This window comes from Bradyrhizobium sp. LM2.9 (genome assembly GCF_054056555.1).
The window spans coordinates 5,582,894-5,598,085 of record NZ_JBSRYJ010000002.1; the positions used below are offsets into that span (position 1 = coordinate 5,582,894).

Genomic DNA, 15,192 nt, shown 5'->3' on the forward strand with positions numbered 1-15,192 from the left:
ATATGTCCGAACCCGCCTGGTCGCTGCACTCCCGCCTGAAAGAGGACACCATCGACATCGGCGATTTGCCGCTGTCCAAGGTGCTGGTCATCAAGGACGCGCATTATCCCTGGCTGCTGCTGGTACCGCGGCGCACGGATGCGGTCGAGATCATCGATCTCGACGAGGTGCAGCAGGCGCAATTGATGACGGAGATCTCCCGCGTCTCGCGCGCGCTGAAGGAGATCACTAACTGCGACAAGCTCAACATCGCGGCGCTCGGCAACCTCGTTCCGCAGCTTCACGTCCACATCATCGCGCGCCGCACTGGCGACGCCGCCTGGCCGCGGCCGGTCTGGGGCGTGATGCAGCCCTTGGCGCACGATGCCACAGAGGTGCAGAATTTCATCAGCGCGCTTCGTCGCAAGATCTGGTTGGGTTGAAAGAACAAGAAATGTCAGCATTCGACTCGTTTCCGCTGGGACAGCCGGCCTTCGTCACCAACATTCTCGACCGCGCCGCGCATCTGCGCCGCGACGACGAAAAGCTGTTCGCGATGGAGCAGAAACCGTCGTCGCGCGCCTATATCGTCTACCGAGACTCGCTGCTGGTGAAGCGCGAGGGCGAAAAAATGCGCGCCCTGCTGGGAATCGACGAGGCGCTGAAATGCGGCGCCAATCCCGGTACGATCTTCTTGGGTCTGCGCGACGGCGCCGCCATGTTCGGTATGGGCCTGTCGCAGGCCGCGTCCGAGAAGCTGGTCGGGCGCGAGGACTACGCCCTCACCGAGTTGCGCGGCATGGCGATGCAGGGCGCAGTTCGCCCGGAGGAGCTGTCGGCGATCGCAATGGCGAAATCGATGGTGAGCTGGCATCAGCGCCACGGCTATTGCGCCAATTGCGGCACGCGGACCGGGATGAAGGAAGGCGGCTGGAAGCGCGAATGCCCGAGTTGCAAGGCCGAGCATTTCCCGCGCACCGACCCTGTCGTGATCATGCACGTCGCCTCCGGCGAAAAATGCCTGCTCGGCCGCCAGAAGCAGTTTCCGCCCGGCATGTATTCGTGCCTCGCCGGCTTCGTCGAGGCCGCCGAAACCATCGAGGACGCGGTGCGCCGCGAGATCCTCGAAGAGTCCGGTATCCGCTGCACCGACGTGCAGTATTACATGACCCAGCCCTGGCCTTATCCGTCGTCGCTGATGATCGGCTGCAGCGCGCGGGCCGTGAGCGAGGACATCGTCGTCGATCATTCCGAGCTTGAGGATGCGCGCTGGTTCACGCGCGAGGAGGCCGCCCTGATGCTGACGCGGACGCATCCCGACGGGCTCGCCGGTCCGCATCCGTTCGCCATCGCCCATCACCTGCTCGGCCGCTGGGTGCACGGCAAGAGCTGAGACCGCCGATGGCTGCATCAGGGATCGCGCCGCGCATCCTCTGCATCGGCATTCCCGTGCGCGACCTGACCTTTCGGGTCGAGGCCGTGCCCGCGCGCGGCAGCAAGGCGAATGCCACCCATCTCGCGGAGATCTGCGGCGGCAACGCGCTCAATGCCGCAATCGCCATGGCGCGGCTTGGCGGCCGCGTCTCTTTCGCGGGCCCCATGGGCGATGCCCGGGAGATTTCGAGCGGCTTCATCCTCGAACGGATGGAAGCTGAAGGCATCGAGACCACACAAATCGTGCGCATGCCGGGGCTGATGACGCCTGTGTCGGCGATCATGATCGATCCGTCGGGCGAACGAACGCTCACCATCTATCGAGATCCGGCGCTGTCGACCGTGAAGCTGCCGGACGCCGACGCACTGCTCGCCGATTGCCGGGCGGTTCTCGTCGAAAGCCGCTGCGCCACGTTCGCGACCTCGCTCTGCGCGGAGGCACGCCGGCACGGCATTGCCGTCATCGTTGGCGTCGATCGCGCGATGTCGTTGCAGGACAGCCTGCTCACGGTCGCCTCGCACCTGCTGTTTGCCAGCGAACAGGTGCAGGAGACGGCCTGCATCGCCGATGACGGCGCAGCGTTGAAGCGCTTGGCCGCGCTCACGCCCGCCTTCCTCGCCGCCACCCGCGGCCCGCGCGGCACGATCTGGCTTAACGAGGCGGGGGAGCTGGAGGGGATGCCGGCGTTCGCGGTTCAGGCCGTCGATACGCTCGGCGCCGGCGACGTGTTCCATGGCGCCTTCACGCTACGTCTCGCCGAAGGCGGCGGCGTGCGGGAGGCGCTGCAATTCGCCGCGGCCGCCGCGGCGTTGAAATGCACCCGCCATGGCGTCTCCGCAACGTATTGAAGTTGAAAAGCTTTTAAGCATGTCGCAGGCGACGGCGCTCGATCGAGCGCCGAGATTATAGACTTGCTATAGAAAGATTTTCTCTATATCAGGGAAAACGCCCCTCGAAATGGAACAAAGTTCTTCAAATGACCGATCTCGCTGTCCAGATCCCCGAGACCAGCCGCCGCCTCGACGCCATCGACCGCAAGATTCTGATGGTGCTTCAGGACGATGCCTCCCTGTCCGTCGCCGAGATCGGCGACCGCGTCGGCCTGTCCTCGACCCCGTGCTGGAAGCGTATCCAGCGCCTGGAGGCCGACGGCGTGATCATCAAGCGGGTGGCGCTGGTCGACCAGAACAAGATCGGGCTCGGCATCTCAGTGTTCGTGTCGGTGGAGAGCGCCGACCATTCCGACGCCTGGCTGAAGAAGTTCGCCGAAGCCGTCAGCGCCATGCCTGAGGTGATGGAGTTCTATCGCATGGCCGGCGACGTCGACTACATGCTGCGCGTCGTGGTCGCGGACATGCAGGCCTATGACGTGTTCTACAAGAAGCTGATCAGCGCCGTGCCGCTGAAGAACGTTACCTCGCGCTTCGCGATGGAGAAGATCAAGTCGGTGACCACGCTGCCGATCCCGGCTGTGGTGACGGCGTAGGGTCTCACCGCGCAGACGCTGTCATCGCCCGGCTTGAGGCCGCGGCGTACTGGATGCCCCGGTCAAGCCGGGGCATGACAGCAAGTGACGCTAGCCTCGCGCCTCAGATCTTCTGATTGTACTCGCCGATCTCGGGATGCGTGCGCAGTACGCTATTCACCATCTCGAACATGTCGTGCATACGCTGCTCGGAGACCGGGCTCTCGACCACGACCACGAGCTCGGGCTTGTTGGAGGAGGCGCGTACCAGGCCCCAGCTTCCGTCCTCGACCGTGACGCGCACGCCGTTGACGGTGACGAGGTCGCGGATCGACTGGCCGCCGATCTTGGCACCCTTCGCCTGCAAGCCCTCGAAGTGCTTCACCACCTTGTCGATGACACCGTATTTGGTCTCGTCGGCGCAATGCGGCGACATGGTCGGCGACGACCAGGTTTTTGGCAGCGCGTTCTTCAAGTCCGCCATCGACTTGCCGGGGGCGCGGTCGAGCATGTCGCAGATCGCGAGCGCCGACACCAGGCCATCGTCATAGCCGCGGCCGTAGGGCTTGTTGAAGAAGAAATGGCCGGACTTCTCGAAGCCGGCGAGCGCACCCGTCTCATGGGTGCGGCGCTTCATGTAGGAATGGCCGGTCTTCCAATAGGTGGTTTTCGCGCCCTGCTTCTGCAACACCGGGTCGGTGATGAACAGGCCAGTCGACTTCACGTCGACGATGAACTGCGCGTCCTTGTGGATCGCCGACATGTCGCGCGCCAGCATCACGCCGACCTTGTCGGCAAAGATCTCCTCGCCGGTGTTGTCGACGACGCCGCAGCGATCGCCGTCACCGTCGAAGCCGAGGCCGACATCGGCCTTGTGCTGCAGCACCGCGTCGCGGATGGCGTGCAGCATCTCCATGTCTTCAGGGTTCGGATTGTATTTCGGGAAAGTGTGGTCGAGTTCGGTGTCGAGCGGAATCACCTCGCAGCCGATCGCTTCAAGCACCTGCGGCGCGAACGCGCCGGCGGTGCCGTTGCCGCAGGCCGCGACGACCTTGAGCTTGCGCTTGAGCTTCGGACGGCTGGTAAGATCGGCGATGTAGCGCGCCGGATAATTCTCGTGGAACTGGTAGGAGCCGCCGGCCTTGTTCTTGAACTCGGCGCCCAGCACGATCTCCTTCAGCCGCGTCATCTCGTCGGGACCGAAGGTCAGCGGGCGATTGGCGCCCATCTTCACGCCGGTCCAGCCATTGTCGTTGTGCGAGGCTGTGACCATGGCGCAGCAGGGCACGTCGAGATCGAACTGCGCAAAATAGGCCATCGGCGTCACCGCGAGCCCGATGTCGTGCACCTTGCAGCCTGCTGCCATCAGGCCGGAGATCAGCGCGTATTTGATCGAGGCCGAATAGCCGCGGAAATCATGACCGGTGACGATCTCTTGCTTGACCCCGAGCTCGGCGATCAGCGCACCCAGCCCCATGCCGAGCGCCTGGATTCCCATCAGGTTGATTTCCTTCTGGAACAACCAGCGCGCGTCGTATTCGCGAAAACCCGTGGCCTTCACCATCGGCTCGGATTCGAAGGCGTAAGTATTGGGCAGCAAGACGGATTTCGGCTTGGGAAACATTGAGACGGTCTCGCGAAATGAGGCAGGATTTGATGCAGCCTTAGCGAATGCCGGGCCGCAGCGGAAGGCGGGAATGAAGGCTTATGGCGGACAATTGCGGCAGTTTGGTAACGGGGTTTGTACCCGAGACGAGATATGCATCTCTGACCAGAATGGGCTAACTCTGCAGGCGTGCAACCTCCTTTTCAACGACCGCCCTTAGAGGCGGAAGAGCCTGTTGAACCGTCTCCCACACAAAACGGGCCGCAACGTCCTCATAGTTGTGGCGATAGACATTGCCCGCAGCCGCCATCTGCTTCCACGCGATCGCTGGGTGCCTCGTTTTCAAGTCATCAGGCAGGCGGCGAGATGCTTCTGAAATGATCTCGAGGCACCGCGTTACCGCATAGACGGTCCGTAGATCCGCCGCGAACGCATCGCGATCAAGGCCTCCGGCGAACTCGATCGCCAAATCGATGTGATGCAAGACATCGCGGAGAGTCCCCTCGATGCGATCAGAAGGCATAGACAGCGTCAGCCGTCGCTGCGGGAGCGACGTATGATTTCAGACCGTCGCGGTTGACGACGTCAACGGGCTCGTCAAAAAGATTGGCAATGTATTCTTTGAGCTCGACGTAATCGAACACCGTGATCCGCGCATCGGGATCGATCTCGACTATGATATCGACATCACTGCCGGAATGGCTTTCGCCCCTCGCGAATGAGCCAAACAACGCGGCATGCAAAACGCCTCGCTCGCGCAGGGCAGATTCGGACTGTCGCAGGATGGCAATCGCGTCGGGACTGTTCATGGGCGAAATATAGCACTCCGCCTGCCCCAGCGGGAGGGCCTAAAAAGGCCGCCGGGGAGACCCTTACTGCTCCAGCACCATCTGGCCGTTGGCGTATTCGAAACGCTTGAGGCGGGAGAGGAAGGAGAGGCCGAGCAGGTTCTCGGACAGCGCCTCGTCGGGCAGCACCATGGCGTCGACGTCGCGCACGATTAGGCCGCCGACATCGAGCATGGGCGATACGGGTGCGCGCGGCCTTGATGGTGCCGTTGGCGGTGGAGACGGTCGCATTGTAATCGCCGCGCGAGGGACGCAGGCCAAAGCGGGCGGCCGAGGTCTCGTTCAGCGCAACCACGGAGGCGCCGGTGTCGACCATGAAGCCGATGCGCTGGCCTTCAATCCGGCCGTCGGTCTGGAAATGACCCCGTCCGTCGCGGGGGATGCTGAGGCTGCGGCCGCCGGCCGGCGCGGTGGACGCGAGTGCCACCGTCGTGCGTGGCACCGACGTCGCCGAGGCGGAGCTCATCCTGTCCGCCATCTGCGCCATAAAGGTGCCGAGGCCGATCATGATCGCCGCCAGGATCATTATGTTACGCATTACACCACTTCCGAGCCGGAAAGCTCGATTTGACCACGCGGCAAGCCAGCCCGCGAGCGACGCTGCGGCCAGAGCGGTGCTATTTTGACTAAAAGGATGAGCGGACGGTTAATGGGCCTTCGTAACTCTCAGGTCCCGCGCGGCTTGACTCGCCGGGTCGGCAGCGCATTCGCCGGATCTTCCGGCCAGGGATGGCGCGGATAGCGGCCGCGCAGGTCGGAGCGAACCGCGCTGTAACTGCCGCGCCAGAAACCGGGGAGATCGCGCGTCACCTGTACCGGGCGCTGCGCCGGCGACAGCAATTCCAGCACCAGCGGCACCTTGCCCGCGGCGACCGACGGATGGGTGTTGAGGCCGAACAATTCTTGGAGCCGCACCGCGATGGTCGGCCCCTGCTCGGCCTCGTAGTCGATCGCGAGCACGCTGCCGGTCGGCGCCTCGAAATGCGTCGGCGCCTCGCGGTCGAGCCGCGCGCGCATCTCCCACGGCAACAATGCCATCAACGCGTCGGAGAGATCGCCGGTGGAGATGTCCTTCAGCGCGATCTTGTCGTAGAGCGCCGGCACCAGCCAGTCGTCGCGCCGCGCGATCAAGCCGTCGTCCGACAGGTCGGGCCAGCTGCCGCCTTCGGCCTTACGCAAAAACATCACGCGGTCGCGCCATTGCTTTGCTGCCTTCGACCAGGGCAGCCGGTCGAGGCCGGCGGCAATGAGCCCGTCGGCGAAGATGCGCGCGGTGTCTTCCGAGGGCGACACGGCAAGCGTCGCCTCGGAGAGAGTGATCGCGTGCAGCGCGCGCTTGCGCCGCGCCCGCAGCGCCATCGCACCGCGGTCGAACGATATCTCGTCGACGGATTCGATATGCTCGGCGAAATGCTGCTCGATCTCGTCCTGCGTGATTTGCGCGGCGAGCAGAATGCGGCCGCTCGCCGCCGTCCCCGTCATCTCGCCGATCGCGATATAAGGTGCGCGGGCAAGTGACGATGTCTGATCGACGGCGGCACCACGACCGTTGGCAAGCACGAAACTGCCATTGCCGCGATTCCGCGCGACGCGATCCGGGAAGGCATAGGCGAGCATCAGGCCGGTCGAGAGGTCACCTTCCCCGGCCGCCGTCTTCTCTGACGCCGCCACCTGTGAAGCCCAGCGCCGGGCGAGGTCGCGCGCGCTCGTTGCGCGTGGCGAGCGCTCGCGGCGGAACTGGTCGCGGCGGTGTTCGAGATCGACGCTGTCGCCGCCGAGCCCGCGCTCGGTGATGATGGCGGCGATCTCGGCGGCGGCTTCGCCCTCGCCGGCACGATGCGAATCCACGATCATGCGCGCCAGCCGCGGCGGCAGCGCCAGCGCACGCAGGCTCTTGCCTTCCGCGGTGATGCGGCCGTCGCCATCGAGCGCATTGAGCTCGGAGAGCAGGCTCTTGGCTTCCTTCCAGGCCGGCTGCGGCGGCGGGTCGAGAAACGACAGCGCGGCAGCGTCAGCGACGCCCCATTGCGCGAGATCGAGCACCAGCGAGGACAGATCGGCGCTGAGGATTTCCGGTTGGGTATAGGGCGCGAGAGACGCCGTCTGCGGCTCGTCCCAGAGCCGGTAGCAGACACCGGGCTCGGTGCGGCCGGCGCGACCGCGGCGCTGGTCCGCCGCCGCGCGCGAGACGCGCACGGTCTCGAGCCGCGTCAGCCCGATGTCGGGTTCGTAACGCGGCACGCGGGCAAGACCGGAATCGACGACGATGCGCACGCCTTCGATGGTGAGCGAGGTTTCCGCGATCGAGGTCGCCAGCACCACCTTGCGCGTGCCCTTCGGCGCCGGCGAGATGGCACGGTCCTGCACGGCGGCATCGAGCGCGCCGAACAGCGGCACGATTTCGATACTGGCATCCTGCACGCGTTCTCTGAGGAAATTCTGGGTGCGGCGGATTTCGGCGGCACCCGGCAGAAACGCCAGCACCGAGCCGCTATCGGCGCGTAGCGCGGATGCGATCGCATCCGCCATCTGCCGCTCCACCGGCGCATCCGCCTTGCGACCGAGATAGCGTGTTTCGACGGGAAAGGCGCGGCCCTCGCTTTCGACGACGGGCGCTTGCCCAAGCAGCTTTGCCACGCGGGCGCCATCGAGCGTTGCCGACATCACGAGGATGCGCAAATCCTCGCGCAGGCCCTGTTGCGCGTCGCGCGCCAGCGCAAGGCCGATATCGGCATCGAGCGAGCGCTCGTGGAATTCGTCGAACAGGACGGCGGCGACGCCTGACAGCTCGGGATCGTCGAGTATCTGACGGCTGAAGATGCCTTCGGTCACCACCTCGATGCGGGTCGCACGCGAGATTTTTGAGCCGAAGCGAACGCGGTAGCCGACGGTCTCGCCGGCCCTCTCGCCAAGCGACTTGGCCATGCGGTCGGCGCTGGCGCGCGCAGCAATGCGCCGCGGCTCGAGCACGATGATCTTCTTGCCCTTGGCCCAGGGGGCATCGAGCAGCGCGAGCGGCACGCGCGTGGTCTTGCCGGCGCCCGGAGGGGCGACCAGCACGGCCGCGTTGTGCGCCTCCAGCGTGCGCGAGAGTTGGTCGAGCACGGCATCGATCGGGAGGGGCGTGTCGAAAGTGCGGGGCAAAAAATTATCCGGTCGTCATGGCCGGGCTTGTCCCGGGCATCCACGTTCTTTCATCTGACAGTGAACAAGACGTGGATGGACGGGACAAGCCCGGCCATGACGGAATCGTTCGTGCTGCCAGCGCCGATCAGCCCTGCACCGGCGGGCGGCCGATGCTTTCGTAGGTGAAGCCGGCCGCAGCCATGTCCTCGGGGCGGTAGATGTTGCGGAGATCGACGACGACGGGCTGGGCCATGGTCGCCTTCAACCGGTCGAGATCGAGGCCGCGGAACTGCACCCATTCGGTGACGACAACCAGCGCATCGGCACCTTCAGCGCAGGAATAGGCGTCCTCGCAATAGGTGATGTTGGGCAGTTCGCCCCTGGCCTGCTCCATGCCGACGGGATCGAACGCCTTCACCTTCGCGCCCATGTCGATCAGGCCCGTGACCAGCGGGATCGACGGGGCATCGCGCATGTCGTCGGTGTCAGGCTTGAAGGTGAGGCCGAGCACGGCAATGGTCTTGCCGCGCAGCGAGCCGCCGAGCGCCTGGCTGACCTTGCGGGCCATCGCGCGCTTGCGGTTCTCGTTGACCGCCAGCACGGATTCGACGATGCGCAAGGACACGTCGTAGTCCTGCGCGATCTTGATCAGCGCCTTGGTGTCCTTCGGAAAGCACGAGCCGCCGAAGCCGGGGCCGGCATGCAGGAATTTGGTGCCGATGCGGTTGTCCAGCCCGATGCCGCGCGCGACCTCCTGCACGTTGGCGCCGACCTTTTCGGAGAGGTCCGCGATCTCGTTGATGAAGGTGATCTTGGTCGCGAGGAAGGCGTTCGCGGCGTATTTGATCATCTCGGCGGTACGGCGCTCCGTAAACATCAGCGGCGCCTGGTTCAGCGACAGCGGACGGTAGATGTCGCCCATCACCTTGCGACCGCGCTCGTCGGAGGTGCCGACGACGACGCGATCGGGAAACTTGAAGTCGCGGATCGCGGCGCCCTCGCGCAGGAATTCGGGGTTGGAGGCGACGACGACGTCAGCCTTGGGGTTGGTCTCGCGCATGATGCGCTCGACCTCGTCGCCGGTGCCGACCGGAACGGTCGACTTCGTCACCACGACGGTGAAACCGGACAGCGACTGCGCGATCTCTTTCGCAGCGGCGTAGACATAGGACAGATCGGCGTGGCCGTCACCGCGGCGCGACGGCGTGCCGACCGCGATGAACACGGCATCGGCATCCGCAACCGGCTTGGACAGGTCGGTGGTGAACTCCAGCCGCTTGGCCTTGACGTTGGTCGCAACGAGTTCGTCGAGCCCGGGTTCGTAGATCGGGATCTCGCCGCGACGAAGTGCAGCGATCTTTTTCTCGTCCTTGTCGACGCAGATGACGTCATGACCGAAATCTGCAAAGCAGGCCCCGGACACGAGTCCCACATAGCCCGTTCCGATCATCGCGATTCGCATGAAAAACCCTGTTTTGGCTTGGTTAATGAAATCCCAATTCGGGGAAGGTTTAGCATTTTCCCCATGGAAGGGAACCGTCAGCCCGCAAAAACCGGGCACTTGAATTGCAACGGTAAACAAATCGAAAGCCGCAAGGCGCCACACTGCTCCGCGTTCACACAGATCCGGGCGGAACACGCCTCGAAAAGGGACACCATGGCACCATCGGGCACAATCGCCACGAGCGTGGGGCTCGCGCCCTCTGCTGCGCGTGTCGACTGGGTCGACTACGCCAAGGGCATCTGCATCGTCATGGTCGTGATGATGCATTCGGTGCTGGGGGTCGAGCTCGCCGCCGGCCAGACCGGTTTCATGCATGTCGCCGTGGCCTTCGCAAAGCCGTTCCGGATGCCGGATTTCTTCCTGATTTCGGGCCTGTTCCTGCCACTGGTGATCGACCGGGACTGGCGAACCTATCTCGACCGCAAGGTGGTGCATTTCGCCTATTTCTATGTCGTGTGGGTGACAATCCAGTTCGGCTTCAAGGCCCCCGCATCCGCCGCCGAAACCAGCTGGCGCGATGCCGGCCTGCTGTATCTGGAATCCTTCGTCGAGCCGTTCGGCACGCTCTGGTTCATCTATCTGCTGCCGATCTTTTTCGTCGTCACAAAACTGACACGGCGAATCCCACCGCCCGCGATCTGGCTTATCGCGGCCGCGCTGGAGACGGCGCGTGTTGCAACCGGCTGGACCGCGATCGACGAGTTCTGCGCGCGCTTCGTCTATTTCTATTCGGGCTACCTGTTCGCGCCCTACGTGTTCGCGCTGGCGGATCGCGCGCGCAATCATCCCGCATGGGCGCTGGCAGCGCTCGCAACGTGGGCGCTGGTCAATGCCGGCCTCGTCGTGTGTGGGGCCAGCGAATGGAAGATCGTGTCGCTCGTGCTCGGCTTCGCCGGCGCCTGCGCCATCATCACCATGGGCACGCTGCTCGCACGCGCCCGCTGGCTGAACTTTTTCCGCTTCTGCGGCGAGCACTCGATCGTGATCTATCTTGCCTTCTTCCTGCCGATGGCGGCCACGCGAACCCTGCTGCTACGCACGGGTGTCATTCCCGACATCGGCACGGTGTCGCTGATCGTCACCATCGTCGGCGTGATCGGAGCACTCGCGATCTGGCAGGCGGCGTTGCGGCTCAACGCCAATTTCCTGTTCGAACGGCCGGATGCATTCTGGATTGTACCGAAGAAGGCCGGGGCGCGGTTGCAGCCGGGCTCGCTGTCGTCGCCCGGCTCGACCGGGCGACCCAGTATTCCAGAAACCGCAGTGATCGACCGATAAGCCGCGGCGGACTGGATGCCCCGCTTTCGCGAGGAACGACAGCGGGGGATAGCTGCGTCACCGGCCTAAAAATCCCATCCGCAAGGCTGTCAAAGCCCGCAAAAATTCATACATTGCGGCATGCCCAAAACCTCCCCGAAAGCTGCCGAACCCACGTCCGCCAAGCCCGTCGCCGCCAAACCCGTCGCCGCCAAGCCGGCCGGCAAGGGCGACCACGTCTTCCTGGTCGACGGTTCCGGCTACATCTTCCGCGCCTACCATGCGCTGCCGCCGCTGAACCGCAAGTCCGACGGCTTGCAGGTCAATGCCGTGCTCGGCTTCTGCAACATGCTGTGGAAGCTGTTGCGCGACATGCCCGAGGACAACCGGCCGACGCATCTGGCAATCATCTTCGACAAGTCGGAAATGACCTTTCGCAACAAGATCTATCCCGAATACAAGGCCCACCGGCCGCCTGCGCCTGACGATCTGATCCCGCAATTTTCGCTGATCCGCGAAGCGGTGCGCGCGTTCGACCTGCCTTGCCTGGAACAGGTCGGCTTCGAGGCCGACGATCTGATTGCGACCTATGTGCGGCAAGCCTGCGAGCGCGGCGCCAGCGCGACCATCGTGTCCTCCGACAAGGACCTGATGCAACTCGTCACCGATTGCGTCACCATGTACGACACCATGAAGGACCGCCGCATCGGCATCCCCGAGGTGATCGAGAAGTTTGGCGTGCCGCCGGAGAAGGTGGTGGAAGTGCAGGCACTGGCCGGCGATTCCACCGACAACGTTCCTGGCGTGCCCGGCATCGGCATCAAGACCGCGGCGCAGCTGATCACCGAATATGGCGATCTCGACCAATTGCTGTTCCGCGCCACCGAGATCAAGCAGCCGAAGCGGCGCGAGGCGCTGATCGAGCATGCGGAAAAGGCGCGCATCTCGCGCCAGCTCGTGCTGCTCGACGACAAGGTCGCGCTGGAGGTGCCGCTGGACGATCTCGCCGTCCATGAGCCCGATGCGCGCAAGCTGGTCGCTTTCCTGAAGGCGATGGAGTTCACGACGCTGACGCGTCGCGTTGCCGACTATTCGCAGATTGATCCAGCCAACGTCGATGCCGATCCCGGCTACGCCAGCGGCGCCAGCGTCTTCTCGCCGCTGCCGCCTTCGGACGTCGTGCCGGCACCAGGAGCCGGCACGCCGGCGCAAGTTCAGGCGGGCCAGCGCAACGCATCGGCGAGCAAAGAGGACAAGGCCGCGAGCCCGAAGGGCGCGCCGATTTCTCTCGCAGCCGCGCGCGAAGATGCTTTGCGCAAGCTTCCGGTCGATCGCGGCAAGTACCAGGCCATCAAGACACTCGCGGAATTAAACGCGTTCATCGCGCGCATCCATGATGCCGGCCATGTCTCGGTCGAGATCCGGGGAAACTCGATCGACCCGATGCAGGCCGATCTCTGCGGCATCGCGCTGGCGCTGGCGCCGAACGAGGCCTGCTACGTGCCGCTGGCGCACAAGCAGTCCGGCGGCGGCGCCGGCCTGTTCGACGCGGGCCTCGCGCCCGATCAAGTCAAGCACGACGATGCTATCGAAGCGCTGCGGCCGGTGCTGGAATCATCAGGCATTCTCAAGATCGGCTTCGACGTCAAATTCACCGCCGTGATGCTGGCGCAACACGGCATCACCTTGCGCAACGCCGACGACGCGCAGCTGATCTCCTATGTGCTGGACGCCGGCCGCGGCTCGCATGGGATGGAGTCGCTTTCCGAACGTTGGTTTGGTCACGCCATGCTGAAGGAGAACGAGCTGCTCGGCAGCGGCAAGGGCAAGATCACGTTCGACCAGGTGCCGATCGACAAGGCCGCGCCGCTGTCGGCGGAAGGCGCCGACATCGCCTTGCGCGTCTGGCGCGTCCTGAAGCCGCGCCTTGTCGCCGAGCACATGACCACCGTCTACGAGACGCTGGAACGCCCGCTGGTCACAGTGCTCGCACGTATGGAGCGGCGCGGCATCTCGATTGACCGCCAGGTGCTGTCGCGTCTCTCCGGCGACTTCGCCCAGACCGCGGCCCGCGTCGAAGCCGAGATCCAAGGGATCGCGGGCGAGCCCGTCAATGTCGGCAGCCCGAAGCAGATCGGCGATATCCTGTTCGGCAAGATGGGACTGTCCGGCGGCACCAAAACCAAGACCGGCGCGTGGTCCACCACCGCGCAGGTGCTCGACGAACTGGCCGAGCAGGGCCATGACCTCCCGAAGAAGATTCTGGAGTGGCGCCAGGTCTCGAAGCTGAAATCGACCTACACCGACGCGCTGCCGACCTATGTCCATCCGCAGACCCACCGCGTGCACACGACCTACGCGCTGGCCGCGACCACGACGGGCCGGCTGTCGTCGAACGAGCCGAATTTGCAGAACATTCCGGTGCGCACCGAGGACGGACGCAAGATCCGGCGCGCCTTCATCGCAACATCGGGGCACAAGCTCGTCTCCGCCGACTATTCGCAGATCGAGCTACGGCTGCTCGCCGAGATCGCCGACATTCCCGTGCTGAAGCAGGCGTTTCGCGACGGTCTCGACATTCACGCCATGACGGCATCGGAGATGTTCGGCGTGCCGATCGAGGGCATGCCGAGCGAAATCCGACGACGCGCCAAGGCGATCAATTTCGGCATCATCTACGGCATTTCGGCGTTCGGCCTCGCCAACCAGCTCGGCATCGCGCGCGAGGAGGCCTCCGCCTACATCAAGAAATACTTCGAGCGCTTCCCCGGCATCCGCGCCTATATGGACGAGACGCGGGATTTCTGCCGGAGCCACGGCTACGTCACCACGCTGTTTGGCCGGAAGATGTACTATCCCGACATCAAGGCTTCGAACGCCTCGGTGCGCGCCTTCAACGAGCGCGCGGCAATCAACGCGCGGCTCCAGGGCACCGCCGCCGACATCATCCGCCGCGCCATGACGCGGATGGAGGATGCGCTGGCCGAGAAGAAGCTGTCGGCGCAGATGCTGCTCCAGGTGCATGACGAATTGATCTTCGAAGTGCCCGACGCCGAGGTCGCAGCGACGCTGCCGGTCGTGCAGCACGTGATGCAGGACGCGCCGTTCCCGGCGGTGCTGCTCTCGGTGCCGCTGCATGTGGACGCGCGCGCGGCGAACAATTGGGACGAGGCGCACTGATTTTTTTTGCCTCGCCCTGCTTGCGGGGCGAGGCAGCGTAGCGCGCGCGGCCGCACCTGAATTGTCCTCCGTGCAATTGCGCGATGGCCTCGCGATCCCCCGCACATTAAAACCGTGCCGTCTCCCGCACCGGTTCAGCCATGCCCCACACGTCCGCTTTGCTCGGCTTCGCCCTGGTCTGCCTCGGCCTCGTGCTCACGCCCGGGCCGAACATGATCTACCTGATCTCGCGTTCGATCGCGCAGGGACCGGCGGCGGGCATCGTCTCGCTCGGCGGCGTGGCGCTGGGCTTCGTGTTCTACATGCTGTGCGCGGCGTTCGGCATCACGGCGCTGCTGCTCGCCATTCCCTTTGCCTATGACGCGTTGCGCTTCGCCGGTGCCGGTTATCTGTTGTGGCTCGCCTGGCAGGCGGTGAAGCCCGGCGGGCGCTCGCCGTTCCAGGTGAAGCAGCTTTCGATCGACAGCCCGCGCAAATTGTTCGCAATGGGGTTCGTCACCAATCTGCTCAACCCGAAGATCGCGATGCTGTATCTCGCGCTGCTGCCGCAGTTCATCGACCCTACCGCCAGCAGCGTGCTGACGCAGTCGGTGGTGCTCGGTGCGATCCAGATCGCGATCAGTGTCAGCGTGAATGCGATGATCGCGCTCGCGGCAGGATCAATCGCGCTGTTTCTGACGAGTCGGCCGAGCTGGATGCTGGTGCAGCGCTGGTTGATGGGCACGGTGCTGGCCGGGCTCGCGGTGCGGATGGCGGTGGAAGCGAAGAAGGTGTGACTGCTTTTTTCCTTCT

10 protein-coding genes and 3 pseudogenes are annotated in these 15,192 nt (G+C 64.5%); 7 read left to right on the top strand and 6 right to left on the bottom strand.

Features of this window, described 5'->3' with window-relative positions; genetic code table 11:
• The first annotated feature begins 2 nt into the window (after positions 1-2).
• The 4 genes and pseudogenes from ACVWW3_RS28960 (at position 3) to ACVWW3_RS28975 (ending at position 2,900) form a co-directional block, all read left to right on the top strand.
• Complete coding sequence (locus ACVWW3_RS28960; RefSeq protein WP_354104292.1) at positions 3-422, top strand: HIT family protein; 420 nt, start codon at positions 3-5, stop codon at positions 420-422.
• A gap of 11 nt (positions 423-433) precedes the next feature.
• Complete coding sequence (gene nudC / locus ACVWW3_RS28965; RefSeq protein WP_247351465.1) at positions 434-1,372, top strand: NAD(+) diphosphatase; 939 nt, start codon at positions 434-436, stop codon at positions 1,370-1,372.
• Positions 1,373-1,380: 8 nt separating this feature from the next.
• Positions 1,381-2,323 (top strand): annotated as a pseudogene (locus tag ACVWW3_RS28970) (sugar kinase).
• A 67-nt stretch (positions 2,324-2,390) separates the two neighbouring features.
• A complete protein-coding gene (locus tag ACVWW3_RS28975; protein WP_247351467.1) occupies positions 2,391-2,900 on the top strand; it encodes an Lrp/AsnC family transcriptional regulator in 510 nt (169 codons plus the stop codon).
• A 103-nt stretch (positions 2,901-3,003) separates the two neighbouring features.
• Here ACVWW3_RS28975 and ACVWW3_RS28980 read toward each other — a convergent pair whose 3' ends face one another.
• The 6 genes and pseudogenes from ACVWW3_RS28980 to ACVWW3_RS29005 form a co-directional block, all read right to left on the bottom strand.
• On the bottom strand, positions 3,004-4,503 hold the full coding sequence (locus tag ACVWW3_RS28980) for a phosphomannomutase/phosphoglucomutase (protein WP_456647853.1): 1,500 nt from the start codon (positions 4,501-4,503) through the stop codon (positions 3,004-3,006).
• A gap of 157 nt (positions 4,504-4,660) precedes the next feature.
• Entirely contained in the window at positions 4,661-5,008 is a 348-nt protein-coding gene (locus tag ACVWW3_RS28985) for a HepT-like ribonuclease domain-containing protein (protein ID WP_456647852.1), read from the bottom strand.
• Entirely contained in the window at positions 4,998-5,294 is a 297-nt protein-coding gene (locus tag ACVWW3_RS28990; RefSeq protein WP_456647851.1) for a nucleotidyltransferase family protein, read from the bottom strand. Before ACVWW3_RS28990 ends, ACVWW3_RS28985 begins: the two co-directional genes overlap by 11 nt.
• Before the next feature lie 63 nt (positions 5,295-5,357).
• Positions 5,358-5,871 (bottom strand): annotated as a pseudogene (locus ACVWW3_RS28995) (TIGR02281 family clan AA aspartic protease).
• 128 nt (positions 5,872-5,999) lie between these two features.
• Entirely contained in the window at positions 6,000-8,477 is a 2,478-nt protein-coding gene (hrpB, locus tag ACVWW3_RS29000) for an ATP-dependent helicase HrpB (RefSeq protein WP_456647850.1), read from the bottom strand.
• Positions 8,478-8,604: 127 nt separating this feature from the next.
• Complete coding sequence (locus tag ACVWW3_RS29005; protein WP_456647849.1) at positions 8,605-9,921, bottom strand: UDP-glucose dehydrogenase family protein; 1,317 nt, start codon at positions 9,919-9,921, stop codon at positions 8,605-8,607.
• Between the two features lie 195 nt (positions 9,922-10,116).
• Between ACVWW3_RS29005 and ACVWW3_RS29010 the strand changes: the two are divergent.
• The 3 genes and pseudogenes from ACVWW3_RS29010 to ACVWW3_RS29020 form a co-directional block, all read left to right on the top strand.
• Positions 10,117-11,169, top strand: a pseudogene (locus tag ACVWW3_RS29010) (acyltransferase family protein); the annotation flags it as partial.
• 192 nt (positions 11,170-11,361) lie between these two features.
• Complete coding sequence (polA, locus tag ACVWW3_RS29015; RefSeq protein ID WP_456647848.1) at positions 11,362-14,400, top strand: DNA polymerase I; 3,039 nt, start codon at positions 11,362-11,364, stop codon at positions 14,398-14,400.
• Between the two features lie 140 nt (positions 14,401-14,540).
• A complete protein-coding gene (locus ACVWW3_RS29020) occupies positions 14,541-15,176 on the top strand; it encodes a LysE family translocator (protein ID WP_456672222.1) in 636 nt (211 codons plus the stop codon).
• Positions 15,177-15,192: the final 16 nt, after the last annotated feature.